Source organism: Pseudomonas sp. O230 (genome assembly GCF_045447035.1).
Lineage (GTDB): Bacteria > Pseudomonadota > Gammaproteobacteria > Pseudomonadales > Pseudomonadaceae > Aquipseudomonas.
Genome location: NZ_JBJGXN010000011.1, coordinates 22,911 through 45,256 on the forward strand (window position 1 = coordinate 22,911; position 22,346 = coordinate 45,256).

Genomic DNA, 22,346 nt, shown 5'->3' on the forward strand with positions numbered 1-22,346 from the left:
GTCGAAGAGATGGGTCAGAAAGTACATCCCATTGGCATTCGCCTGGGAATCGTCAAGGAGCACACCTCCGTCTGGTACGCAGACGGTCGGACTTATGCGGACTATTTGTTCGCTGATCTGAAGGTGCGCGAGTATCTCCAAGACAAACTAAAAAGCGCGTCCGTAAGCCGTATCGATATCCATCGTCCGGCCCAAACTGCACGTATCACCATCCACACCGCTCGTCCAGGTATCGTTATCGGGAAGAAAGGGGAAGATGTTGAGAAACTGCGTCAGGACCTGACCAAACAAATGGGTGTGCCTGTGCACATCAATATCGAAGAAATCCGCAAGCCGGAACTCGACGGTATGTTGGTTGCGCAGAGCGTAGCTCAGCAGCTGGAGCGTCGCGTAATGTTCCGTCGCGCTATGAAGCGCGCTGTACAGAACGCCATGCGCATTGGTGCCAAAGGCATCAAAATCCAAGTGAGCGGTCGTCTCGGCGGTGCTGAAATCGCACGTACTGAATGGTATCGCGAAGGTCGTGTGCCACTGCACACCCTGCGTGCCGACATCGACTATGCCAACTACGAAGCTCACACCACTTACGGTGTGATCGGTGTAAAGGTTTGGATCTTCAAAGGCGAAGTAATTGGTGGTCGCCAAGAAGAACTGAAACCACAAGCACCAGCGCCTCGTAAAAAAGCTGCTAAGTAAGGGGTACGCCAAATGTTGCAACCAAAGCGTACGAAGTTCCGCAAGCAGATGACAGGCCACAACCGTGGTCTGGCTCAGCGCGGTAGCAAAGTCAGCTTCGGCGAATATGCGCTGAAGTCTGTAGCTCGTGGTCGTCTCACCGCTCGTCAGATCGAGTCAGCGCGTCGTGCTCTGACCCGTCACGTTAAACGTGGCGGCAAGATCTGGATCCGTGTATTCCCGGACAAGCCGATCTCCAAAAAGCCCCTCGAAGTTCGTATGGGTAAAGGTAAGGGTTCTGTGGAGTACTGGGTTGCCCAGATTCAGCCAGGCAAAGTCCTGTATGAAATCGAGGGCGTTACTGAAGAGCTGGCGCGTGAGGCTTTTGCCCTGGCTGCTGCAAAGCTGCCGCTCGCCACCGCCTTTGTTAAACGGACGGTGATGTGATGAAAGCGAACGAACTTCGTGAAAAAGACGCGCCGCAGCTTAACGAGCAACTGCTCGGCCTGCTGCGCGACCAGTTCAATCTGCGTATGCAGAAAGCAACTGGCCAGTTGGGGCAGTCTCACCTGCTCCGGCAAGTTAAGCGTGACATCGCTCGCGTGAAGACTGTGCTCAAACAGCAGGCAGGTAAGTAATCATGGCTGAAGCCGAAAAAACCGTCCGTACGCTGACTGGCCGTGTTGTCAGCGACAAAATGGACAAGACCATCACCGTTCTGATCGAGCGTCGCGTAAAGCACCCGATCTACGGTAAATACGTTAAGCGTTCGACTAAGCTGCACGCGCACGACGAAACCAATCAGTGCCACATCGGCGACAAAGTCACTATTCGTGAAACTCGTCCGCTGGCCAAGACCAAGTCTTGGGCATTGGTTGATGTTCTCGAACGCGCTGTGGAAGTCTAAGGACTAGGGGTCGGAGAAATTATATGATTCAGACTCAATCCATGCTCGATGTGGCCGATAACAGCGGCGCTCGCCGCGTTATGTGCATCAAGGTGCTGGGTGGCTCCCATCGTCGTTACGCTGGTATCGGTGACATCATCAAAGTTACCGTGAAGGAAGCAATTCCTCGCGGTAAGGTGAAAAAAGGCCAAGTGATGACTGCTGTTGTAGTCCGCACTCGTCACGGTGTACGTCGTGCTGATGGCTCCATTATCCGCTTTGATGGCAACGCTGCTGTTCTTCTGAACAACAAGCAAGAGCCGATCGGCACCCGTATCTTTGGGCCAGTGACCCGTGAACTTCGTACTGAGAAGTTCATGAAGATCGTCTCGCTCGCCCCAGAAGTGCTGTAAGGAGATCCGACATGCAAAAGATTCGTCGTGACGACGAGATCATCGTGATCGCCGGCAAAGACAAAGGTAAGCGCGGTAAGGTGCTTAAGGTTCTCGCTAATAACCGTCTGGTTATTGGTGGTCTGAACCTAGTTAAGCGTCATACCAAGCCTAACCCTATGTCGGGCGTGCAAGGCGGTATCGTCGAAAAAGAAGCTCCACTGGACGCTTCTAACGTCGCCATTTTCAACGGCGAAACCAACAAGGCTGATCGCGTTGGTTTCAAAGTAGAAGACGGCAAGAAAATTCGTGTCTTCAAGTCGACCCAAAAAGCGGTTGATGCTTGAACACTGCTAGGTAGATGAGACCATGGCACGACTAAAAGAGATTTACTGGAAAGAAATCGCACCGAAGCTTAAGGAAGAACTTAAGCTTTCGAACGTGATGGAAGTTCCACGCGTTACAAAAATCACCCTGAACATGGGTCTGGGCGAAGCAGTCGGTGACAAAAAAGTCATCGAGCACGCTGTTGCCGACCTGGAAAAGATCACCGGTCAGAAAGTTGTTGTGACTTACGCTCGGAAATCCATCGCTGGCTTTAAAGTCCGTGAAGGTTGGCCGATCGGCGTCAAAGTGACCCTGCGCCGTGAGCGTATGTATGAATTCCTGGATCGTCTGCTGTCGATCTCCCTGCCTCGGGTTCGCGACTTCCGCGGCCTGAATGCCAAGTCCTTCGATGGTCGTGGTAACTACAGCATGGGCGTTAAAGAGCAGATCATCTTCCCGGAAATCGACTACGACAAGATCGATGCTCTCCGCGGTCTGGACATTACCCTGACCACCACTGCCAAGAACGATGACGAAGGTCGCGCCCTGTTGCGTGCTTTCAAATTCCCGTTCCGCAACTGATTGGAGTAGGAAAATGGCCAAGATGAGCATGAAAAACCGCGAGCTGAAGCGTCAGCTCACGGTTGCCAAGTACGCCAAAAAGCGTGCAGCACTGAAAGCTATCATCGTTGATCTGAACGCAAGTCCAGAAGCGCGTTGGGAAGCTACGGTAGCTCTGCAGAAGCAGCCACGTGACGCAAGCGCTTCGCGCATGCGTAACCGCTGCCGCCTGACCGGTCGTCCACACGGCGTTTACCGCAAGTTCGGCCTCGGCCGTAACAAACTGCGTGAAGCTGCAATGCGTGGTGACGTACCTGGTCTGGTTAAAGCCAGCTGGTAAGCACTATCAAAGTCTCGGCGTCCAGTTTCGCAAGATCCTGACCGCCGGTGACCTTGAACTTGAATCAAGCCCCTTTTGGGGCTTGATTCATTTGTGGGGTGTGTCTAGAATACCCGGCTCGCCTGAGCCCGTGCTTTTTTTGCATGGATGAGCTCGGCGACAAGTAGTAGCCGCAAGGCTAATTTTTTTGTATTAGGAGCGTCTAGCCCATGAGTATGCAGGACCCGTTAGCGGACATGCTAACTCGAATCCGTAATGCCCAGATGGCTGAAAAGTCCGTCGTAAGCATGCCATCTTCTACTTTGAAGGTAGCTGTTGCCAAAGTCCTGAAGGACGAAGGTTACATTGCGGGTTATCAGATCAGCAGCGAAATCAAGCCACTGCTGTCCATCGAGCTGAAATACTTCGAAGGCCGTCCGGTCATCGAGGAAGTGAAGCGCGTTAGCCGTCCAGGCCTGCGTCAGTACAAGTCCGTCGATGATCTGCCAAAAGTTCGTGGCGGTCTCGGTGTGTCTATCGTCTCCACCAACAAAGGTGTGATGACGGATCGTGCTGCGCGCGCTGCCGGTGTCGGCGGCGAAGTTCTTTGCACTGTGTTCTAAGGGGGGATAAGCATGTCACGCGTCGCTAAGAACCCCGTTAAGCTGCCAGCCGGTGTCGAAGTCAAATTCGCAGGCCAACAGCTTTCGGTGAAGGGTGCCAAGGGCACTCTCGAACTGAACATCCATTCGTCCGTTGAGATCGTTGAAGAAGCTGGTGAGCTGCGTTTCGCTGCTCGCAATGGCGATCAACAAACTCGCGCAATGGCTGGTACCACTCGTGCGTTGGTAAACAACATGGTCCAAGGCGTAAGCCAAGGCTTCGAGCGTAAGCTCCAGCTGGTCGGTGTTGGTTACAAAGCGCAAGCAAAAGGCACAGTGCTGAACCTGGCTCTTGGCTTCTCGCACCCAGTGGATTATGAACTGCCGGAAGGCATCACCGCTGAGACTCCTAGCCAGACCGATATCCTGATCAAGGGCATCGATAAGCAGCTGGTAGGTCAAGTGGCCGCCGAGATCCGCGACTTCCGTCCACCAGAGCCGTACAAAGGCAAAGGTGTGCGCTACGCGGACGAAGTCGTCCGTCGTAAAGAAGCCAAGAAGAAGTAGGGCATAGCAAATGACCGACAAAAAAGTTACTCGACTGCGTCGCGCTCGCAAAGCACGCCTGAAAATGCACGAACTCGAAGTCGTGCGTCTCTGTGTGTTCCGCTCGTCGCAGCACATCTACGCCCAGGTCATTTCGGCCGACGGCAACAAAGTCCTGGCATCTGCCTCGACTTTGGATAAAGAACTGCGTGATGGCGCCACTGGCAACATCGACGCGGCCACTAAGGTTGGCCAGCTGGTCGCTACGCGTGCTAAAGCCGCTGGCGTCTCGCAGGTGGCTTTCGACCGCTCTGGCTTCAAGTACCACGGCCGCGTCAAGGCGCTGGCTGATGCTGCTCGTGAAGCTGGGCTGGAGTTCTAAGTTATGTCAAATAACGACCAAAAGCGCGACGAAGGCTACATTGAGAAGCTGGTTCAAGTTAACCGCGTAGCCAAAACCGTAAAAGGCGGCCGTATCTTCACTTTCACCGCGTTGACCGTGGTTGGTGATGGTAAAGGGCGTGTTGGCTTCGGCCGTGGCAAGTCACGTGAAGTGCCTGCTGCGATCCAGAAGGCAATGGAAGCTGCTCGTCGCAACATGATCCAAGTTGATCTGAACGGCACCACTCTGCAATACGCAATGAAGTCCGGTCACGGCGCTTCGAAGGTGTACATGCAGCCTGCTTCTGAAGGTACCGGTATCATCGCTGGCGGCGCTATGCGTGCTGTCCTCGAAGTTGCTGGCGTTCAGAACGTTCTGGCCAAGTGCTACGGCTCGACTAACCCGGTAAACGTGGTTCACGCCACTTTCAAAGGTTTGAAAGCTATGCAGTCTCCTGAATCCATTGCCGCCAAGCGTGGCAAAAGCGTCAAGGAGATCTTCTGATCATGGCTACCGTTAAAGTTACGCTGATCAAAAGCATGACCGGCCGCATCCCTAACCACAAACTGTGCGTTAAGGGTCTGGGTCTGCGTCGCATCGGTCACACTGTAGAAGTACTTGATACTCCCGAGAATCGCGGGATGATCAACAAGGCTTACTACATGCTGCGTGTCGAGGGTTAATCGATGAAACTCAATGATCTGAGTCCAGCGCCGGGTTCCCGTCGCGAAAAGCATCGTCCGGGCCGTGGTATCGGTAGTGGTTTGGGCAAGACCGGTGGCCGTGGCCACAAAGGTCAGTCCTCCCGCTCCGGTGGCACCATTGCTCCAGGCTTTGAAGGCGGTCAACAGCCGCTGCATCGTCGCCTGCCGAAGTTCGGTTTCGTTTCCCTGAAGGCCATGGACCGCGCAGAAGTGCGTCTGTCCGAGCTGGCTAAAGTGGAAGGCGACATCGTCACCGTGCAGTCCCTGAAAGATGCCAACGTGATCAACGTCAACGTACAGCGTGTGAAAATCATGCTGTCCGGCGAAGTGACTCGCGCTGTTACCATCGGAAAGGGAATCGGCGCCACCAAAGGTGCGCGTGCGGCTATCGAAGCAGCTGGCGGCAAGTTCGAGGAATAAATGGCTAAGCAAGGTGCTCTCTCTGCGCTCGGCAAAGGCGGTATGTCTGAACTCTGGGCTCGTCTGCGTTTTCTGTTCCTGGCGATTATCGTCTACCGAATAGGCGCACACATCCCGGTTCCAGGTATCAACCCGGACCGACTCGCGGACCTGTTTCGACAGAATGAGGGGACCATTCTTAGCTTGTTCAACATGTTTTCCGGCGGCGCGCTGGAGCGGATGAGCATCTTTGCATTGGGGATCATGCCGTACATTTCGGCATCGATCATCATGCAACTGATGACCGCCGTCAGCCCGCAGCTGGAGCAGTTGAAGAAGGAAGGTGAAGCTGGCCGTCGCAAGATCAGCCAGTACACCCGCTACGGCACTGTCGTCCTCGCTCTCGTTCAGGCCATTGGCATGTCCATTGGTCTGGCAGGGCAGGGCGTTGCGTTCACTGGTGACTTTGGCTTCCATTTCGTCGCGGTATCCACTTTTGTGGCTGGTGCGATGTTCATGATGTGGCTGGGTGAGCAGATTACTGAGCGTGGTGTTGGCAACGGTATCTCGATGTTGATTTTTTCGGGTATCGTCGCCGGTCTTCCGAGAGCGATCGGGCAGTCTTTCGAGTCTGCGCGTCAGGGTGATATCAACATCTTCGCCCTGGTCGCCATCGGTTTGCTGGCAGTAGCGATTATCGGTTTCGTGGTGTTCATTGAGCGTGGTCAGCGTCGTATTGCTGTTCATTACGCCAAGCGTCAGCAAGGCCGTAAGGTCTTCGCTGCGCAGACTAGCCACTTGCCGCTGAAGGTGAACATGGCCGGTGTTATTCCGGCCATTTTCGCGAGCAGCATTTTGCTGTTCCCGGCTTCGTTGGGTGCCTGGTTTGGCCAGTCTGAAGGTATGGGCTGGTTGCAGGACATCTCGCAGTCGATCGCTCCTGGTCAGCCGTTGAATATTCTGCTGTTTAGTGCAGGGATTATTTTCTTCTGCTTCTTCTATACGGCGTTGATGTTCAATCCGAAAGACGTAGCGGAAAACCTGAAGAAGTCCGGTGCCTTTATTCCGGGCATCCGTCCAGGTGAGCAGTCTGCGCGCTACATTGATGGCGTTCTGACTCGCTTGACCATGTTCGGTGCTCTTTACATGACGGCCGTGTGTCTGCTTCCCCAGTTCCTGGTGGTTGCGGCAAACGTACCGTTCTACCTTGGCGGGACCTCGTTGCTGATCGTCGTCGTGGTTGTGATGGACTTCATGTCCCAAGTACAATCGCACCTCGTTTCGCACCAGTACGAATCCCTGATGAAGAAAGCCAACCTGAAGGGTTACGGCAGCGGCATGTTGCGCTGAGTACCCATAAGGTTCGAGGAGTTGGTGATGAAAGTTCGTGCATCGGTGAAAAAGCTGTGCCGTAACTGCAAGATTATTCGCCGCGAAGGTGTTGTTCGAGTAATTTGCAGCGCGGAACCGCGTCACAAACAGCGCCAAGGCTGAGTGTGATTGTGCTTCAAGCCCGGTAGCTAGTGCGCTACCGGGTTGATTATTTGTTATTACAGCGATATTATCTCGCGCCCTATTTCTTGGCTTCCGGGGCGTAGGTAGCTGTCAATTGGAGTCCCACTGAATGGCCCGTATTGCAGGCGTTAACATTCCAGATAACAAGCATACTGTTATCTCGCTGACCTACATCTATGGTGTTGGTCGCACTACTGCACAGAAGATCTGTGCAGTGACTGGGGTAAACCCAGCCGCAAAGATCAAGGATCTGAGCGACGAGCAGATTGAACAGCTGCGTGGCGAAGTGGCGAAGTTCACCACTGAAGGTGACCTGCGTCGCGAAATCAACATGAAAATCAAGCGTTTGATGGACCTCGGTTGCTATCGCGGTCTGCGTCATCGTCGTGGTCTTCCAGTGCGCGGTCAGCGTACCAAGACTAACGCGCGTACCCGTAAAGGTCCGCGTAAGCCGATCCGCAAGTAATCGCCCCAGCGAATCGACAGGAAATTAATCATGGCTAAACCTGCTGCTCGTCCTCGTAAAAAAGTTAAAAAGACAGTGGTTGATGGCATCGCCCACATCCATGCATCTTTTAACAACACAATCGTGACCATCACCGACCGTCAAGGCAACGCTCTTTCCTGGGCTACCTCCGGTGGTTCGGGTTTCCGCGGTTCCCGCAAGTCCACCCCGTTTGCTGCTCAAGTAGCTGCTGAACGTGCTGGTCAAGCTGCGCTGGAATACGGCCTGAAAAACCTCGACGTTAACGTCAAAGGTCCAGGCCCAGGTCGTGAATCTGCAGTCCGCGCTTTGAACGGCTGTGGCTACAAGATCGCCAGCATCACCGACGTGACGCCAATCCCGCACAACGGGTGCCGTCCGCCGAAGAAGCGCCGCGTGTAATCCAGGAGATTGTAAAGAATGGCTCGTTACATTGGTCCAAAATGCAAACTCGCTCGTCGCGAAGGCACCGATCTCTTTCTGAAGAGCGGCGTGCGCGCGATCGAATCGAAGTGCAACATTGAAGCAGCACCTGGTATCCACGGCCAACGCCGCGGTCGCCAGTCCGATTACGGCACCCAACTGCGTGAAAAGCAGAAGGTCCGTCGTATCTACGGCGTTCTCGAGCGTCAATTCAGCGGCTACTACAAAGAAGCTGCTGGCAAGAAAGGTGCAACCGGTGAAAACCTGCTGCAACTGCTCGAATGCCGTCTGGACAACGTTGTATACCGTATGGGTTTTGGCTCTACTCGTGCCGAATCCCGTCAGCTGGTATCGCACAAATCCGTCAGCGTTAACGGTCAGACCGTAAACGTGCCGTCTTACCAGGTTCGTGCTGGTGACGTGGTCGCGATTCGCGAGAAAGCAAAGAACCAACTTCGCATTGTCCAAGCTCTCGATCTGTGTGCCCAACGTGGCCGCGTAGAATGGGTAGAAGTAGACACTGAGAAGAAGTCGGGCGTTTTCAAGAACGTTCCAGCTCGCAGTGATCTGTCCGCCGACATCAACGAAAGCCTGATTGTCGAGCTCTACTCCAAGTAAGGGCTAGAAAATAGGTGCATCCATGCAGATTTCGGTAAATGAGTTCCTGACACCCCGCCATATTGATGTGCAGGTTGTCAGTCCAACCCGCGCCAAGATCACTCTCGAGCCTCTCGAGCGTGGTTTCGGCCACACCCTGGGCAACGCGCTGCGCCGCATCCTGTTGTCCTCAATGCCCGGCTGTGCAGTAGTCGAGGCCGAGATTGACGGTGTACTCCATGAGTACAGCGCGATCGAAGGCGTACAGGAAGACGTAATTGAAATCCTGTTGAACCTTAAAGGTCTGGCTATCAAGCTGCACGGTCGTGACGAAGTTACGCTGACCTTGTCGAAGAAGGGTTCGGGGGTGGTTACCGCTGCCGATATTCAGCTGGATCATGATGTCGAGATCGTTAACCCCGATCACGTAATCGCTAACCTGGCGTCTAACGGCGCCCTGAACATGAAGCTCACCGTAGCTCGTGGTCGTGGTTATGAACCGGCAGACTCGCGTCAGAGCGATGAAGACGAAAGCCGCAGCATCGGTCGCTTGCAGCTTGACTCTTCGTTCAGCCCGGTTCGCCGTATCGCATACGTGGTGGAAAACGCCCGTGTCGAGCAGCGTACTAACCTGGACAAGCTGGTTATTGATCTGGAAACCAACGGTACCCTGGATCCTGAAGAGGCTATCCGCCGCGCTGCAACCATTCTGCAACAGCAGTTGGCTGCGTTCGTCGACCTCAAAGGTGACAGTGAGCCAGTGGTTGTCGAGCAGGAAGACGAGATTGATCCGATCCTGCTTCGCCCGGTTGACGATCTGGAACTGACTGTACGTTCGGCTAACTGCCTTAAGGCGGAAAACATCTACTACATCGGTGACCTGATCCAGCGCACCGAAGTAGAGCTGTTGAAGACTCCGAACCTTGGCAAGAAATCCTTGACTGAAATCAAGGACGTTCTGGCCTCCCGCGGTCTGTCCCTCGGCATGCGCCTCGACAACTGGCCGCCTGCAAGTCTTAAGAAGGACGACAAGGCGACTGCCTGATCGTCGTAATCACCGAACGTTGTGTTTGGTAAGGAATGAACCATGCGTCATCGTAAAAGTGGTCGTCACCTGAGCCGCACCAGCTCGCACCGCAAGGCCATGTTTCAAAACATGGCGGTGTCGCTGTTCGAGCACGAGCTGATCAAAACTACACTGCCAAAAGCTAAAGAACTGCGTCGCGTTGCTGAGCCGCTGATCACTTTGGCCAAGACAGACAGCCTGGCTAACCGCCGTCTGGCTTTCGACCGTACTCGTTCGAAAGCTATCGTTGGTAAGCTCTTCAACGACCTGGGCAAGCGTTACGCTACCCGTGAGGGTGGCTACCTGCGCATCCTCAAGTGCGGCTTCCGCACTGGCGACAACGCGCCTATGGCGTACGTCGAGTTGGTTGATCGTCCTGTCGGCGGTGAAGCTGTATCCGCTGAGTAAGACGTCAGTCTGAAACGAAAAACCGGGCCTAGCGCCCGGTTTTTTGTGGGCGCTCAAAAAACGCGTTTGTTGTTAGTAATTTTCTATCGACACTCACAAGTTAATGAATTTGTAGGTGTAACGTTGGTGATCAATACTCCCTCTCAGCCGATTTGCCGGCAGTTCAAGACTGACAGAGGAAGAGATCGCATGAGCCAAAATAAAACACTTACCACCGCCAGTGGCGCTCCTGTCGCCGACAACCAGAATTCTCGCTCCGCCGGCCCTCGTGGCCCATTGCTGCTCGACGACTTCCACCTGATCGAGAAGCTTGCCCACTTCAACCGTGAAAACATTCCTGAGCGCCGCGTACACGCCAAGGGCTCGGGTGCTTACGGTACGTTCACCGTGACGCGTGACATCACCGAGTACACCAGCGCCAAGCTTTTTGAGTCCGTCGGTAAGCAAACCCCAACCTTCCTGCGGTTTTCCACCGTGGGCGGTGAGCGCGGTTCGGCCGACACCGAGCGCGATCCGCGAGGCTTCGCCCTGAAGTTCTATACCGAAGAAGGTAACTGGGACATCGTTGGTAACAACACGCCTGTGTTCTTCATCCGTGACCCGCTCAAATTTCCGGACTTTATCCACACGCAAAAACGCCTGCCGCAAAGCAACCTGAAAAGCGCGCAGATGATGTGGGACTTCTGGTCGCATTCGCCTGAGGCGTTGCACCAGGTGACCATCCTGTTTTCGGATCGTGGCATCCCTGATGGCTATCGTCACATGCACGGGTTCGGCAGCCACACCTACAGCCTGATCAGTGCCAGAGGTGAGCGTCACTGGGTCAAGTGGCACTACAAGACCCAACAAGGGATCAAGAATCTGGCACCGGCAGAGGCTGCTCGTCTGGCAGGCACCGATCCGGATTACGCACAGCGCGACTTGTTCGAAGCCATCGAGCGTGGCGACTTCCCAAAATGGCGTGTATGCATTCAGATTATGAGCGAGGCCCAGGCTGCTGCGCACTACGAGAACCCTTTCGATGTGACCAAGACGTGGTCGCAGAAAGAGTTTCCACTGATCGAAGTAGGTGAGCTGGAGCTCAACCGCAATCCACTGAACTACTTCGCTGAAGTTGAGCAAGCAGCTTTTGGGCCGAGCAACATGGTGCCGGGTGTTGGGCTGTCGCCAGACCGCATGCTGCAGGGACGCGTGTTCGCTTACGCCGATGCGCACCGCTACCGTATCGGCACCAATCACCAGCAACTTCCGGTCAATGCACCTCGCAGTCCGGTAAACAGCTACCAGCGAGATGGCTCCATGGCGTTTGGCAGCAATGGCGGTGCAGCGCCGAATTACGAGCCGAACAGCTACGTAGACTCGCCGAAACAAGCGCCCCGTTATGCCGAGCCTGCTTTGACACTGAGCGGTGCGGCTGACCGGTACGATCATCGCGAAGACACGGACTACTACAGCCACGCAGGTGCATTGTTCCGTTTGATGAGTGATGAGCAGAAAAGCCAGCTGATCAACAATATTGCGGGTGCGATGGCCGGGGTCTCCGCTGATGTAGTTGATCGCCAATTGCAGCATTTCTTCAAGGCCGACCCGGCGTATGGAGAAGCAATCGCAAAAGCACTCAACGTACAGCTTAACGAAGTCTAAACGAGAAGCAGAACCGCCCTTATTTGGGCGGTTTTTGCGTTATTTAAACTGCTTTTCTCAGATTATCTTCGCTTTTATCGCGTCAAGAGGATGACCTGATAGTCATGTTGGTTCAAACTACAGACTTTCAAGCAGGGAGATGTAGGGCGATGCAAGGCCACCCAGACGTAATCGATTACCTCAACACGTTGCTGACCGGCGAACTGGCCGCGCGTGATCAATATTTCGTTCACTCGCGGATGTATGAGGACTGGGGATTCACCAAGCTCTACGAACGAATCAACCACGAGATGGAAGAGGAAGCAGGGCACGCGGATGCCCTGATGCGCCGAATCCTGATGCTGGAAGGCACGCCACGCATGCGTCCGGATGATCTCGATGTCGGTACCACGGTGCCCGACATGCTTGCTGCCGACCTGCGCCTGGAATACAAAGTTCGCGCCGCACTCTGCAAGGGCATCGAGCTTTGCGAGCAGCACAAAGACTATGTCAGCCGCGAGATGCTGCGTATTCAGTTGAACGACACCGAAGAAGATCACACCTACTGGCTCGAGAAGCAGTTAGGCCTGATCAAGTTGATCGGTCTTGAGAACTACCTGCAATCCCACACCTGATTGCGACCGAGACAAAAAAAGCCCCTGTCACCGAGAAAGTGACAGGGGCTTTTTCATGGGCCTGATTCAGTCCCTGTCGCGTGCCAACAGCGGTTTGAGGTAGAAACCGGTGTGAGACTGCTTCATCTCCGAGACTTCTTCCGGTGTACCGACCGCAATGATTTGTCCTCCTTTGGAGCCACCTTCCGGCCCCAGATCCACCAGCCAGTCAGCGGTTTTGATTACATCCAGGTTGTGCTCGATGACTACCACGGTGTTGCCGTGGTCGCGCAGTCGATGCAGCACGTCGAGCAGTTGCTGAATATCCGCGAAGTGCAAACCGGTGGTTGGCTCATCGAGGATGTACAGCGTCTTGCCGGTATCGCGTTTGGACAGCTCACGGGACAGTTTCACCCGCTGGGCTTCACCACCGGACAGCGTGGTCGCCGATTGCCCGAGCTTGATGTACGACAGGCCGACATCCATCAGTGTCTGAAGTTTGCGCGCCAGTGCCGGAACTGCGTCGAAAAACACCCGCGCCTCCTCGATGGTCATCTCGAGGGTTTCGTGGATGCTCTTGCCCTTGTACTTGATCTCCAGCGTTTCGCGGTTGTAACGCTTGCTCTTGCAGACGTCGCACGGGACATAGATGTCTGGCAGGAAGTGCATTTCAACTTTGATCAGGCCATCGCCCTGACAGGCCTCACAGCGTCCGCCCTTCACGTTGAAGGAGAAACGCCCCGGTCCGTAACCGCGCGAACGGGACTCCGGCACGCCGGCGAACAGTTCGCGAATCGGCGTGAACAGTCCGGTGTACGTCGCGGGGTTGGAGCGGGGCGTGCGGCCGATCGGGCTTTGGTCAATGTCGACGACCTTGTCCAGATGCTCCAGCCCTTTGATGCTGTCGTGAGCCGCAGCCTCAAGCGTCGTCGCACCGTTGAGTGCTGTCGCGCTCAAAGGAAACAGCGTGTTGTTGATCAGCGTCGACTTGCCCGAACCGGATACGCCGGTGACGCACGTCAGCAGGCCAATCGGAATGTCCAGATCGACGTTGCGCAAGTTGTTGCCGCGAGCGCCCTTGAGGGACAGCGACAACTTCTTGTTCCGCGGTGTGCGCTTGGCCGGGACAGCAATCTTCACCCGGCCCGACAAATACTTGCCGGTCAGGGAATCAGGGTGAGCCATCACCTCGGCGGGTGTGCCTTCGGCGACGATATGCCCGCCGTGCACACCGGCACCCGGGCCGATATCGACGACATAGTCAGCGAGGCGAATGGCATCTTCGTCGTGTTCGACCACGATCACCGTGTTGCCGATATCCCGTAGATGCTTGAGCGTGCCAAGCAACCGGTCGTTATCGCGCTGGTGCAGGCCAATCGATGGTTCATCGAGGATGTATAGAACCCCCACCAGGCCGGCACCGATCTGGCTGGCCAGGCGAATCCGCTGAGCTTCACCGCCAGACAACGTGTCGGCACTGCGATCCAGCGACAGATAGTCGAGACCGACGTTAACCAGGAACTGCAGTCGCTCACGGATTTCCTTGAGGATTTTGTCGGCAATTTCACCGCGACGCCCGGTCAGCTTCAGCACACCGAAATATTCGCAGGCATCGCCAATCGGCAGATTGGTCACTGCAGGCAGCGTCTTCTCGCCCACCCAGACATGCCGCGCCTCGCGACGCAGGCGGGTGCCACGGCAGTCAGGGCAAGGCTGGGTGCTGAGGAACTTGGCCAGTTCTTCACGCACAGAAGCCGACTCGGTTTCGCGGTAGCGACGTTCCAGGTTCGGCACGATGCCTTCGAACGGGTGCGAACGTTTGACGATATCGCCACGGTCGTTCAGGTATTTGAAATCGACGTTCTGCGTACCGCTGCCGTGCAGGATGAATTTCTGCTGATCGGCCGACAGTTCGTTGAACGGTACTTCGAGGCTGAACTTGTAGTGCGACGCCAGCGACCCGAGCATCTGGAAGTAATAGACGTTACGCCTGTCCCAGCCGCGAATCGCGCCCTCAGCCAGGGTCAGTTCGCCATTGACCAGTCGCTTGATGTCGAAGAACTGCTTCACCCCCAAACCATCGCACGTCGGGCAGGCGCCGGCGGGGTTGTTGAAGGAGAACAGCTTGGGTTCCAGCTCGCTGATCGCATGGCCACAAATCGGGCAGGCGAAGCGTGCGGAGAAGATGATCTCTTCGCCCGGCTCATCGTCCATCGGTGCGACGAGGGCGATGCCGTCCGCCAGTTTCAGCGCGGTCTCGAACGACTCGGCCAGGCGCTGTTGCAGATCGGCGCGAACCTTGAAACGGTCGACTATGACGTCAATCGAATGCTTCTTTTGCTTGTCCAGCTTCGGCAGTTCATCCAGTTCGCAGATCCTGCCGTTTACCCGGGCCCGTACGAAGCCTTGCGCACGCAGCTCTTCGAAGACCGAAAGGTGTTCACCTTTACGCTCGCGGATCACCGGCGCCAGCAGCATCAGCTTGCTGCCCTCCGGTTGCGCGAGGACCAGGTCGACCATCTGGCTGACAGTCTGCGCTTCCAGCGGAATGTCGTGGTCCGGGCAACGCGGAATACCCACGCGAGCGTAAAGCAGGCGCAGGTAGTCGTAGATTTCGGTGATGGTGCCGACCGTCGAACGCGGGTTGTGCGAGGTCGACTTCTGTTCGATGGAAATGGCTGGCGACAAACCTTCAATGGTGTCGACGTCAGGCTTTTCCATCATCGACAAAAACTGCCGGGCATAGGCCGACAGCGATTCGACATAGCGGCGCTGGCCTTCGGCGTACAGCGTGTCGAAGGCCAGGGACGATTTGCCGGATCCGGACAGGCCGGTGATGACGATCAGTTTGTCCCGTGGCAGGGTCAGGTCGATGTTCTTGAGGTTGTGGGTTCGGGCCCCACGAATCAGGATCTTGTCCAAAGTGGCCTCGCTTGGCGGGCGTCGAAAACGTAGGAGTATACGGCCAAATACTGGATGGATGCACACTATCAAACGAGTGGATGACTGTCGTACATGAAGAGTCTGTCAGCGGAGCGCGTCAAAGCGTCGCGATATACCCTGTCAATCGATGGGACTGGTAGAATCGCCGCCGGTTCACATGAGGTTTTTCCATGCACGATCCCCACAGCGAACGCATGAGTGGCAGTGAGACCCGCGCAGCAAGCGGTCTGGCCCTTGTGTTCGCCTTCCGTATGCTTGGCATGTTCATGGTGTTGCCGGTATTGGCGACCTATGGGATGGATCTGGCAGGAGCGACCCCGGCCCTCATCGGGCTGGCGATTGGCGCTTATGGCCTGACTCAGGCGCTTTTTCAGATTCCTTTCGGTTTCATTTCCGACCGCATCGGGCGTCGCCCGGTGATTTATCTGGGGCTGATCGTGTTCGCCCTCGGCAGTGTGCTGGCGGCCAATGCCGACTCGATCTGGGGCGTTATCGCCGGACGCATCCTGCAAGGCGCCGGGGCGATTTCTGCGGCGGTCATGGCTTTGTTGTCAGACCTGACCCGCGAACAGCATCGGACCAAAGCCATGGCCATGATCGGCATGACGATTGGTCTGTCATTCGCGGTCGCCATGGTCGTAGGACCGTTGCTGACGCGCGCCTTCGGCCTGTCCGGGTTGTTCCTCGCCACCGGTGGCATGGCGCTGGTGGGTATCGTGATCGTGATGTTCATGGTGCCGCGTGCCACGGGGCCGTTGCAGCACCGTGAGTCCGGCGTTGCGCGTCAGGCGTTGATGCCGACGCTCAAGCACCCTGACCTGTTGCGCCTGGACCTGGGCATTTTTGTGTTGCACGCGATGTTGATGTCGAGCTTCGTTGCATTGCCGCTGGCCCTGGTCGAAAAAGCCGGGCTGCCCAAAGAGCAGCACTGGTGGGTCTACCTGACCGCGCTGCTGATTTCCTTCTTCGCCATGATCCCGTTCATTATCTACGGCGAGAAGAAACGCAAAATGAAACGAGTTTTATTGGGCGCGGTGCTGACGCTGATGCTCACTGAGCTATTCTTCTGGCAGTTCGGCGATAGCTTGCGGGCTCTGGTGATCGGGACGGTGGTGTTTTTCACCGCGTTCAATTTGCTGGAAGCTTCGTTGCCATCGCTGATCAGCAAGGTTTCACCGGCGGGCGGCAAGGGCACGGCGATGGGGGTTTATTCCACCAGTCAGTTCCTCGGATCGGCACTGGGCGGGATACTCGGCGGCTGGATGTTCCAGCATGGCGGTCTGTCGGTTGTGTTCCTCGGATGCGCCGGCCTGGCTGCCCTCTGGTTGGCCTTTGCTGTTACCATGCGCGAACCTCCCTACGTGACGAGCCTGCGCTTGCCGTTGTCGCCCGAGGCGATCCGCGAAGCGGGTCTGGTCGAGCGCCTGATGGCCGTTGTAGGGGTAACAGATGCAGTGATCGTCGCGGATGAAGCGGCGATTTACATCAAATTGGACACCGAACTATTGGATCGCACCACCCTCGAGCGTCTGGTGAACAACCCGACCGCGACAGCGTGCGAAGCCTAGGAGAACGTTATGGCCCGTGGGGTTAACAAAGTCATATTGGTCGGCACTTGCGGCCAGGATCCCGAAGTTCGCTACTTGCCTAACGGTAACGCCGTGACCAACCTGAGTCTGGCGACCAGCGAACAGTGGACCGACAAGCAAACTGGTCAGAAGGTCGAGAAAACCGAATGGCACCGTGTGTCGATGTTCGGCAAAGTGGCGGAAATCGCCGGCGAATACCTGCGTAAAGGTTCGCAGGTTTACATCGAAGGCAAGCTGCAGACCCGCGAGTGGGAAAAAGACGGTATCAAGCGTTACACCACTGAAATCGTGGTCGACATGCAAGGCACCATGCAGCTGCTGGGCGGCCGTCCACAACAGGGCGACCAACAAGGCGGGGGCAATAACTATCAGCAGTCCGCTCCGGCTCCACGCCAGCAGGCTCCGCGCCCGCAGCAGTCGGCACCGCAGCAGTCGCGCCAGGCTCCGCCTCCACAGCAGGCAGCACCGCAACCGGCTCCGGATTTCGACAGCTTTGATGACGATATCCCGTTCTGATCCATAGCTTTTCAGAACCGCAGACAAAAAAAAGCGAAGCCCTTGGGCTTCGCTTTTTTGTGGGCGCTGTTAATGGGTCAACGTGCTTGCCTTCGCCCGTGCCGAGTGCAGCTTCTTGTAGCTGTCGATCAACCGCAGGTGCCGGTCTAGCCCTTCAAGTTTCATGCTGGTTGGCGCCAAGCCATGGAAGCGTACGCTGCCGTCCACCGACCCGATGGCTGCATCCGTGCGCTCGGTGCCGAACATCCGGCGGAAATTGGCCTCGTAGTCTTCCAGCTCCAGGTCTTCGTCCAGCTTCATCTCCAGCACCACATTGACGGCCTGGTAGAACAAGCCGCGTTCAACCGTGTTGTCGTTGTACTGCAGGAACATTTCCACCGCTTCTTTCGCCTCTTCATATTGCTGCAAGGCGAGATAGATCAGCAGCTTCAACTCCAGAATCGTCAGCTGCCCCCACGCGGTGTTGTCGTCAAATTCGATGCCGATCAGGCTGGTGATGTCGGTGTAGTCGTCCAGCTCACTTTCCACCAGCCGCTCAACCAGTGCTTGCAGTTCGCTATCGTCCAGGCGATGCAGGTTCAGGATATCGGCGCGGAAGAACAGCGCTTTGTTGGTGTTATCCCAGATCAGATCGTCTACCGGATAAATTTCCGAATAATCCGGCACCAGGATGCGGCAGGCCTTCGCGCCAATATGCTCGTAGACCGCCATGTACACTTCTTTGCCCATGCCTTCGAGAATACCGAACAAGGTCGCGGCTTCCTCGGCGTTCGAGTTTTCACCCTGGCCGGAGAAGTCCCACTCGACGAACTCGTAATCCGACTTGGCACTGAAGAAGCGCCACGACACCACGCCGCTGGAGTCGATAAAGTGCTCGACGAAGTTATTCGGCTCGGTCACCGCATGACCTTCAAACGTCGGCTGGGGCAAGTCGTTGAGGCCTTCGAAGCTGCGGCCCTGGAGCAATTCGGTGAGGCTGCGTTCCAGCGCCACTTCCAGGCTTGGGTGCGCGCCAAACGAGGCGAACACACCGCCGGTACGCGGGTTCATCAAGGTGACGCACATCACCGGGAATTCACCCCCCAGTGACGCATCCTTGACCAACACCGGGAAGCCCTGTTCTTCCAACGCCTGAATACCGGCCAGTATCCCGGGGAACTTAGCCAGCACGTGGGCCGGCACATCCGGCAAGGCAAATTCACCCTCGATGATTTCGCGTTTGACCGCGCGCTCGAAGATCTCCGACAGGCACTGCACCTGGGCCTCGGCCAGTGTGTTACCGGCACTCATGCCGTTGCTCAGGAACAGGTTTTCAATCAGGTTGGACGGGAAATACACCACCTCGCCGTCCGACTGGCGTACGTATGGCAGCGAGCAGATGCCGCGTTCTTCATTGCCCGAGTTGGTGTCGATCAGATGGGAGCCAAGCAGCTCGCCGTCGCGGTTGTAGATCTTCAGGCAGTACTCGTCGAGAATCTCCGCCGGCAGTTCATCTTTACGGCCAGGCTTGAACCAGCGTTCGTCCGGGTAATGCACAAACGCAGCGTTGGCGATGTCTTCGCCCCAGAACTGGTCATTGTAGAAGAAGTTGCAGTTGAGCCGCTCGATAAACTCGCCCAGCGCCGACGCCAGCGCGCCTTCTTTGGTCGCGCCTTTGCCGTTGGTGAAGCACATTGGCGAGTGCGCGTCGCGGATGTGCAGCGACCAGACATTGGGCACGATATTGCGCCACGAGGCGATTTCAATCTTCATGCCCAGGTCAGCCAGAATCGCCGACATGTTGGCGATGGTCTGTTCCAGCGGCAGGTCCTTGCCGGCAATAAACGTATTCGCCGCTGAGCTGGACGCAGGCATCAACAGCGCCTGGGCATCGGCGTCGAGGTTTTCCACCTCTTCGATCACAAACTCAGGCCCGGCTTGCACCACTTTTTTCACGGTGCAACGGTCGATGGAGCGCAGGATGCCCTGGCGGTCCTTGTCGGAGATGTCCGCCGGCAATTCGACCTGGATCTTGAAGATCTGGTTGTAGCGGTTTTCCGGGTCAACAATATTGTTCTGCGACAGGCGGATGTTATCGGTGGGAATACTGCGAGTGTCGCAGTACAACTTCACGAAATACGCCGCACACAACGCCGACGAAGCCAGAAAGTAATCGAACGGGCCCGGTGCCGAGCCATCGCCCTTGTAGCGGATTGGTTGATCGGCCACCACCGTGAAGTCATCGAACTTGGCTTCAAGTCGAAGGTTGTCGAGAAAGTTGACCTTGATTTCCATGGGGGATTACCAGAATAACGGGCTAGACGATTTGGTCGCCATTATCCGGCTTTTCAGCGGTAAGTCTTGTGGTTGTCTGGTCCTTGATCAGGTTTACAGCTGTTTCCCCCCGACGCCCGATGCACGGCACCGGGCTTTTTCTAAACGATGAATTGTTCAGTCGAGTATCAGGTGCGGCAGGAACCGGCTCGAATCCTTGGTGATCAAACTGTTGTCCTCACGCACACCGATGCCTGCCGCTTGATCGCCGATCACCCAGGAGCCGATTAGCGTGTAGCTATCACCAAACTGCGGTAGCGGCGCGAATTCCTGAAGGATAAACGGCGCGTCCGTGTAGGGCCCGTCCTCTTTCACGATCAGACCGTCCGCTGTTTGCAGTTCGATGTTGGCGCCTTCCCGTGAGAAAAATGGCTTGCGCACCCAACCCTTGGGCACCGCTTTGTTCGGGTCGGTATCCAGATGGGCGGCGAGCAGGTTCGGATGACCTTTGTTGAATTCCCACAGCAGCGGCAGGATGCCTTTGTTGGAGATGATGGATTTCCAGGCCGGTTCGAAAAACTGCGTATCACTCTGGGCAATCGCTGCACCAAAGGGCTCGTGGAAGATGAACTCCCAGGCGTGCAGTTTGAACAGGTGAGGAATCCAGCGATCTTCAAGGTCGACGAAGCGTCCGTCACTGGTCAGGCCAATGTCTTCGATGTCGATGTGGCGGGATTCGATGCCGACCTTTTCCGCCACCAGCCGCAGGTAATCGGTGGTGCCTTTGTCCTCGACCGAGTCTTTCATCGAGGCGAAATAGAAGGGCTGTGTGAGCTGCAGTTGAGCAAAAGCCTGATGCAGCTTGGTGTCGATGCTGTTGAACTGGTCAGCGTGCTTGGGCAGCAAACCGCGCTCGATGCATTGCTCCAGCCAGCCCCACTGGAACGCCGCCGCTTCGTACAGGCTGGTCGGCGTGTCGTAGTTGAGCTCCAGCAGTTTGGCCGGGCCGCTGCCGCTGTAGGAAAAGTCCATGCGCCCGTACAGATGCGGATGACCTTCTAGCCATGAGGTGCGAACCATGTCGAAGAACGGTGCCGGGATGCTCAAACGCTCCAGCAACTCCTCGCTCTGCACCACGCGGGCCACCAGGTCCATGCACATCTCATGAATCTCGGTGGTCGGGTCTTCCAGATCGTTTTCGATCTGCTTGAGCGTGAATTGGTAGTACGCGCTCTCGTCCCAATAGGGTTCGTCGTCGATGGTGTGGAACAGAAAGCCGAGATTCTCGGCAGTCTGCTTCCAGTCAGGACGCTCTGCGCAATGGATTTTTTTCATGGCCCGGTTTCCTTAACTGCTCGACCCGCCGCCGCCCCAGCCGCTGCGTGCACTGGCTTTGCTGCCGAAGCCGCCACGGGAAGTGGACGAGGCAACGGACACCGGCTTGCTTGCAGAAGAACGGATCGAGTCGGCGTAGTTGCTGCTGCCGTATCGCGCCTGATTGGATTTGGTAAAGGTCGAACCTTTCGAAATCCGCTGGCCGAGCGTCGACGACGAATAGCTGCCCCGGTCGTCGCGGTAGCGGTAAACCGGCTGGGAGTAATAGCTGTTGCGGTTGTTGCTCAGCATGTTGCCGATCAGCAGGCCCGTCAGCAGGCTGGTGCCAGAGAATCCGGAGCCGCCGCTGTTTGCTTCCGAGGCGGGCAATTGCGCTTTGGCGGCGTCCACCTGGGATTGCGTCACCTCGCCATCGGCGGTCAGTTCGAAGCCGCCGAGTTTGGGGATGAATTTGCCGGCGGAGTCCTGCTGGCAGCAGTCGGCGACGAAGTCAGCTTCGCAATCGGCCTGGTTGTCGTACACCGGTGCAATGCGCCGATGCTCAGCCATGGCGGTCATGAAGGCGTCGGAGCAGACGTCCACCGGAAGCTTTTCATCGGCGCATTGCTGCACGGACTGGAAGTTGTACTTTTTCTGTACCGAGTAGGTTTTTTCCGTCGGCCCGCAACCTGAAATCGCCATCGCGACCGAGGCTGCCAGCGACAGCTGAACGTACTTGCTTCGTTTCATCGGGAGCTCCGTGCGCGATCAGTTCGGGGTAGGGGTCATGCAGGCGGCGTTCAACATGCCGACGCTGATGGCCACGGCTGCCACGTAGATACCGGCGGCGATTTCGCCTTTCTTGATGCGCTCGGAGGTGCCTTTGAGCACCAGGCTGGTCATCAGGAACGCCAGCAGTTGCACGAACGCCGCAATGACTGCCCAGACCACGAAGTCGAGAATGCTGATCGAGTAGGCAATCACGTTGCTCGCCGGAATGGCGAAACCGATGATGGCGCCGCCCAAGGCGATTGCGGCCGCGACGTTGCCCGAACGGATCAGTTCGAATTCTTTGTGCGGGGTGAGGCGGGTGTAGATGAACTGGAACAGCGCGAACAGCACGGCGGCGCCGACGATGTACGCAACAAACCCGAACACGGCGGCTTTGTTCAGGGAGACGGAGAGCGCTTCTAGCATGGGTTTCTTCC

Annotated in this window: 30 protein-coding genes; 25 read left to right on the top strand and 5 right to left on the bottom strand. The window is 56.4% G+C overall.

Annotation, left to right across the window (positions count from 1 at the left end; genetic code table 11):
- Positions 1-9 precede the first annotated feature (9 nt).
- From rpsC to bfr, 23 genes are all read left to right on the top strand, one after another.
- Positions 10-696, top strand: a complete 687-nt coding sequence (gene rpsC, locus ACI77H_RS23420; RefSeq protein ID WP_003176422.1) for a 30S ribosomal protein S3 — start codon at positions 10-12, stop codon at positions 694-696.
- A 12-nt stretch (positions 697-708) separates the two neighbouring features.
- A complete protein-coding gene (gene rplP, locus ACI77H_RS23425; protein WP_045057467.1) occupies positions 709-1,122 on the top strand; it encodes a 50S ribosomal protein L16 in 414 nt (137 codons plus the stop codon).
- Positions 1,122-1,313 (top strand): 50S ribosomal protein L29, encoded by a 192-nt coding sequence (rpmC, locus tag ACI77H_RS23430; RefSeq protein ID WP_008030901.1) that lies wholly within the window; start codon positions 1,122-1,124, stop codon positions 1,311-1,313. The genes rplP and rpmC overlap by 1 nt, the downstream gene beginning before the upstream one ends.
- A 2-nt stretch (positions 1,314-1,315) precedes the next feature.
- Positions 1,316-1,582 (top strand): 30S ribosomal protein S17, encoded by a 267-nt coding sequence (gene rpsQ / locus ACI77H_RS23435; RefSeq protein ID WP_003176419.1) that lies wholly within the window; start codon positions 1,316-1,318, stop codon positions 1,580-1,582.
- A gap of 23 nt (positions 1,583-1,605) precedes the next feature.
- Positions 1,606-1,974 (top strand): 50S ribosomal protein L14, encoded by a 369-nt coding sequence (rplN, locus tag ACI77H_RS23440; protein ID WP_002555479.1) that lies wholly within the window; start codon positions 1,606-1,608, stop codon positions 1,972-1,974.
- Positions 1,975-1,985: 11 nt separating this feature from the next.
- Positions 1,986-2,300, top strand: a complete 315-nt coding sequence (gene rplX, locus ACI77H_RS23445) for a 50S ribosomal protein L24 (protein ID WP_003176416.1) — start codon at positions 1,986-1,988, stop codon at positions 2,298-2,300.
- 22 nt (positions 2,301-2,322) lie between these two features.
- Entirely contained in the window at positions 2,323-2,862 is a 540-nt protein-coding gene (rplE, locus tag ACI77H_RS23450) for a 50S ribosomal protein L5 (protein WP_003176415.1), read from the top strand.
- Positions 2,863-2,875: 13 nt separating this feature from the next.
- On the top strand, positions 2,876-3,181 hold the full coding sequence (gene rpsN, locus ACI77H_RS23455) for a 30S ribosomal protein S14 (RefSeq protein WP_003176414.1): 306 nt from the start codon (positions 2,876-2,878) through the stop codon (positions 3,179-3,181).
- Positions 3,182-3,390: 209 nt separating this feature from the next.
- Complete coding sequence (gene rpsH, locus ACI77H_RS23460) at positions 3,391-3,783, top strand: 30S ribosomal protein S8 (protein WP_003186040.1); 393 nt, start codon at positions 3,391-3,393, stop codon at positions 3,781-3,783.
- Between the two features lie 12 nt (positions 3,784-3,795).
- Positions 3,796-4,329: a 50S ribosomal protein L6 gene (gene rplF, locus ACI77H_RS23465; protein ID WP_003176412.1), complete on the top strand. Its 534-nt coding sequence runs from the start codon at positions 3,796-3,798 to the stop codon at positions 4,327-4,329.
- Positions 4,330-4,339: 10 nt separating this feature from the next.
- Positions 4,340-4,690, top strand: a complete 351-nt coding sequence (rplR, locus tag ACI77H_RS23470) for a 50S ribosomal protein L18 (RefSeq protein WP_003186037.1) — start codon at positions 4,340-4,342, stop codon at positions 4,688-4,690.
- Positions 4,691-4,693: 3 nt separating this feature from the next.
- Positions 4,694-5,194, top strand: a complete 501-nt coding sequence (gene rpsE / locus ACI77H_RS23475; protein WP_007943782.1) for a 30S ribosomal protein S5 — start codon at positions 4,694-4,696, stop codon at positions 5,192-5,194.
- A gap of 2 nt (positions 5,195-5,196) precedes the next feature.
- On the top strand, positions 5,197-5,373 hold the full coding sequence (gene rpmD, locus ACI77H_RS23480) for a 50S ribosomal protein L30 (RefSeq protein ID WP_003186033.1): 177 nt from the start codon (positions 5,197-5,199) through the stop codon (positions 5,371-5,373).
- 3 nt (positions 5,374-5,376) lie between these two features.
- Positions 5,377-5,814 (top strand): 50S ribosomal protein L15, encoded by a 438-nt coding sequence (gene rplO / locus ACI77H_RS23485; protein WP_007896782.1) that lies wholly within the window; start codon positions 5,377-5,379, stop codon positions 5,812-5,814.
- Positions 5,815-7,143: a preprotein translocase subunit SecY gene (secY, locus tag ACI77H_RS23490; protein ID WP_003228718.1), complete on the top strand. Its 1,329-nt coding sequence runs from the start codon at positions 5,815-5,817 to the stop codon at positions 7,141-7,143. It begins immediately after the preceding gene.
- A gap of 27 nt (positions 7,144-7,170) precedes the next feature.
- A complete protein-coding gene (gene rpmJ / locus ACI77H_RS23495) occupies positions 7,171-7,287 on the top strand; it encodes a 50S ribosomal protein L36 (protein ID WP_002555468.1) in 117 nt (38 codons plus the stop codon).
- 130 nt (positions 7,288-7,417) lie between these two features.
- Positions 7,418-7,774: a 30S ribosomal protein S13 gene (rpsM, locus tag ACI77H_RS23500; protein WP_003186020.1), complete on the top strand. Its 357-nt coding sequence runs from the start codon at positions 7,418-7,420 to the stop codon at positions 7,772-7,774.
- Between the two features lie 30 nt (positions 7,775-7,804).
- Entirely contained in the window at positions 7,805-8,194 is a 390-nt protein-coding gene (gene rpsK, locus ACI77H_RS23505; RefSeq protein ID WP_002555466.1) for a 30S ribosomal protein S11, read from the top strand.
- 18 nt (positions 8,195-8,212) lie between these two features.
- Positions 8,213-8,833 (top strand): 30S ribosomal protein S4, encoded by a 621-nt coding sequence (gene rpsD, locus ACI77H_RS23510; protein ID WP_003210056.1) that lies wholly within the window; start codon positions 8,213-8,215, stop codon positions 8,831-8,833.
- A 22-nt stretch (positions 8,834-8,855) separates the two neighbouring features.
- Positions 8,856-9,857, top strand: a complete 1,002-nt coding sequence (locus tag ACI77H_RS23515) for a DNA-directed RNA polymerase subunit alpha (RefSeq protein WP_003186012.1) — start codon at positions 8,856-8,858, stop codon at positions 9,855-9,857.
- A 42-nt stretch (positions 9,858-9,899) separates the two neighbouring features.
- Positions 9,900-10,286, top strand: a complete 387-nt coding sequence (gene rplQ / locus ACI77H_RS23520) for a 50S ribosomal protein L17 (RefSeq protein ID WP_007896790.1) — start codon at positions 9,900-9,902, stop codon at positions 10,284-10,286.
- 189 nt (positions 10,287-10,475) lie between these two features.
- A complete protein-coding gene (locus ACI77H_RS23525) occupies positions 10,476-11,930 on the top strand; it encodes a catalase (RefSeq protein WP_407014064.1) in 1,455 nt (484 codons plus the stop codon).
- A 149-nt stretch (positions 11,931-12,079) separates the two neighbouring features.
- The gene (gene bfr / locus ACI77H_RS23530; RefSeq protein ID WP_008030905.1) at positions 12,080-12,544 is read left to right on the top strand and encodes a bacterioferritin; all 465 of its coding nucleotides are present in this window, start codon (positions 12,080-12,082) and stop codon (positions 12,542-12,544) included.
- Between the two features lie 66 nt (positions 12,545-12,610).
- On the opposite strand, the gene uvrA is transcribed toward bfr, so the two are convergent.
- The gene (gene uvrA / locus ACI77H_RS23535; protein WP_407014065.1) at positions 12,611-15,445 is read right to left on the bottom strand and encodes an excinuclease ABC subunit UvrA; all 2,835 of its coding nucleotides are present in this window, start codon (positions 15,443-15,445) and stop codon (positions 12,611-12,613) included.
- Positions 15,446-15,636: 191 nt separating this feature from the next.
- Between uvrA and ACI77H_RS23540 the strand changes: the two genes are divergently transcribed.
- Positions 15,637-17,034 (top strand): MFS transporter, encoded by a 1,398-nt coding sequence (locus tag ACI77H_RS23540; RefSeq protein ID WP_407014066.1) that lies wholly within the window; start codon positions 15,637-15,639, stop codon positions 17,032-17,034.
- 9 nt (positions 17,035-17,043) lie between these two features.
- On the top strand, positions 17,044-17,571 hold the full coding sequence (locus ACI77H_RS23545) for a single-stranded DNA-binding protein (protein WP_010467282.1): 528 nt from the start codon (positions 17,044-17,046) through the stop codon (positions 17,569-17,571).
- A gap of 69 nt (positions 17,572-17,640) precedes the next feature.
- On the opposite strand, the gene ACI77H_RS23550 is transcribed toward ACI77H_RS23545, so the two are convergent.
- The 4 genes from ACI77H_RS23550 to ACI77H_RS23565 form a co-directional block, all read right to left on the bottom strand.
- A complete protein-coding gene (locus ACI77H_RS23550) occupies positions 17,641-19,845 on the bottom strand; it encodes an OsmC domain/YcaO domain-containing protein (protein ID WP_407014067.1) in 2,205 nt (734 codons plus the stop codon).
- Between the two features lie 156 nt (positions 19,846-20,001).
- A complete protein-coding gene (locus ACI77H_RS23555) occupies positions 20,002-21,159 on the bottom strand; it encodes a glutathionylspermidine synthase family protein (RefSeq protein WP_407014068.1) in 1,158 nt (385 codons plus the stop codon).
- Positions 21,160-21,171: 12 nt separating this feature from the next.
- Positions 21,172-21,888, bottom strand: a complete 717-nt coding sequence (locus tag ACI77H_RS23560; protein WP_407014069.1) for a DUF1190 domain-containing protein — start codon at positions 21,886-21,888, stop codon at positions 21,172-21,174.
- An 18-nt stretch (positions 21,889-21,906) separates the two neighbouring features.
- Positions 21,907-22,335 (bottom strand): DUF350 domain-containing protein, encoded by a 429-nt coding sequence (locus ACI77H_RS23565; RefSeq protein ID WP_407014070.1) that lies wholly within the window; start codon positions 22,333-22,335, stop codon positions 21,907-21,909.
- Positions 22,336-22,346: the final 11 nt, after the last annotated feature.

What these genes read in the sequence shown, in the direction of transcription:
- rpsC (WP_003176422.1), top strand. Translation starts at nt 10, where the DNA reads ATGGGTCAGAAAGTACATCCCATTGGCATTCGCCTGGGAATCGTCAAG.
- rplP (WP_045057467.1), top strand. Translation starts at nt 709, where the DNA reads ATGTTGCAACCAAAGCGTACGAAGTTCCGCAAGCAGATGACAGGCCAC.
- rpmC (WP_008030901.1), top strand. Translation starts at nt 1,122, where the DNA reads ATGAAAGCGAACGAACTTCGTGAAAAAGACGCGCCGCAGCTTAACGAG.
- rpsQ (WP_003176419.1), top strand. Translation starts at nt 1,316, where the DNA reads ATGGCTGAAGCCGAAAAAACCGTCCGTACGCTGACTGGCCGTGTTGTC.
- rplN (WP_002555479.1), top strand. Translation starts at nt 1,606, where the DNA reads ATGATTCAGACTCAATCCATGCTCGATGTGGCCGATAACAGCGGCGCT.
- rplX (WP_003176416.1), top strand. Translation starts at nt 1,986, where the DNA reads ATGCAAAAGATTCGTCGTGACGACGAGATCATCGTGATCGCCGGCAAA.
- rplE (WP_003176415.1), top strand. Translation starts at nt 2,323, where the DNA reads ATGGCACGACTAAAAGAGATTTACTGGAAAGAAATCGCACCGAAGCTT.
- rpsN (WP_003176414.1), top strand. Translation starts at nt 2,876, where the DNA reads ATGGCCAAGATGAGCATGAAAAACCGCGAGCTGAAGCGTCAGCTCACG.
- rpsH (WP_003186040.1), top strand. Translation starts at nt 3,391, where the DNA reads ATGAGTATGCAGGACCCGTTAGCGGACATGCTAACTCGAATCCGTAAT.
- rplF (WP_003176412.1), top strand. Translation starts at nt 3,796, where the DNA reads ATGTCACGCGTCGCTAAGAACCCCGTTAAGCTGCCAGCCGGTGTCGAA.
- rplR (WP_003186037.1), top strand. Translation starts at nt 4,340, where the DNA reads ATGACCGACAAAAAAGTTACTCGACTGCGTCGCGCTCGCAAAGCACGC.
- rpsE (WP_007943782.1), top strand. Translation starts at nt 4,694, where the DNA reads ATGTCAAATAACGACCAAAAGCGCGACGAAGGCTACATTGAGAAGCTG.
- rpmD (WP_003186033.1), top strand. Translation starts at nt 5,197, where the DNA reads ATGGCTACCGTTAAAGTTACGCTGATCAAAAGCATGACCGGCCGCATC.
- rplO (WP_007896782.1), top strand. Translation starts at nt 5,377, where the DNA reads ATGAAACTCAATGATCTGAGTCCAGCGCCGGGTTCCCGTCGCGAAAAG.
- secY (WP_003228718.1), top strand. Translation starts at nt 5,815, where the DNA reads ATGGCTAAGCAAGGTGCTCTCTCTGCGCTCGGCAAAGGCGGTATGTCT.
- rpmJ (WP_002555468.1), top strand. Translation starts at nt 7,171, where the DNA reads ATGAAAGTTCGTGCATCGGTGAAAAAGCTGTGCCGTAACTGCAAGATT.
- rpsM (WP_003186020.1), top strand. Translation starts at nt 7,418, where the DNA reads ATGGCCCGTATTGCAGGCGTTAACATTCCAGATAACAAGCATACTGTT.
- rpsK (WP_002555466.1), top strand. Translation starts at nt 7,805, where the DNA reads ATGGCTAAACCTGCTGCTCGTCCTCGTAAAAAAGTTAAAAAGACAGTG.
- rpsD (WP_003210056.1), top strand. Translation starts at nt 8,213, where the DNA reads ATGGCTCGTTACATTGGTCCAAAATGCAAACTCGCTCGTCGCGAAGGC.
- ACI77H_RS23515 (WP_003186012.1), top strand. Translation starts at nt 8,856, where the DNA reads ATGCAGATTTCGGTAAATGAGTTCCTGACACCCCGCCATATTGATGTG.
- rplQ (WP_007896790.1), top strand. Translation starts at nt 9,900, where the DNA reads ATGCGTCATCGTAAAAGTGGTCGTCACCTGAGCCGCACCAGCTCGCAC.
- ACI77H_RS23525 (WP_407014064.1), top strand. Translation starts at nt 10,476, where the DNA reads ATGAGCCAAAATAAAACACTTACCACCGCCAGTGGCGCTCCTGTCGCC.
- bfr (WP_008030905.1), top strand. Translation starts at nt 12,080, where the DNA reads ATGCAAGGCCACCCAGACGTAATCGATTACCTCAACACGTTGCTGACC.
- ACI77H_RS23540 (WP_407014066.1), top strand. Translation starts at nt 15,637, where the DNA reads ATGCACGATCCCCACAGCGAACGCATGAGTGGCAGTGAGACCCGCGCA.
- ACI77H_RS23545 (WP_010467282.1), top strand. Translation starts at nt 17,044, where the DNA reads ATGGCCCGTGGGGTTAACAAAGTCATATTGGTCGGCACTTGCGGCCAG.
- ACI77H_RS23550 (WP_407014067.1), bottom strand. Translation starts at nt 19,845, where the DNA reads ATGGAAATCAAGGTCAACTTTCTCGACAACCTTCGACTTGAAGCCAAG.
- ACI77H_RS23555 (WP_407014068.1), bottom strand. Translation starts at nt 21,159, where the DNA reads ATGAAAAAAATCCATTGCGCAGAGCGTCCTGACTGGAAGCAGACTGCC.
- ACI77H_RS23560 (WP_407014069.1), bottom strand. Translation starts at nt 21,888, where the DNA reads ATGAAACGAAGCAAGTACGTTCAGCTGTCGCTGGCAGCCTCGGTCGCG.
- ACI77H_RS23565 (WP_407014070.1), bottom strand. Translation starts at nt 22,335, where the DNA reads ATGCTAGAAGCGCTCTCCGTCTCCCTGAACAAAGCCGCCGTGTTCGGG.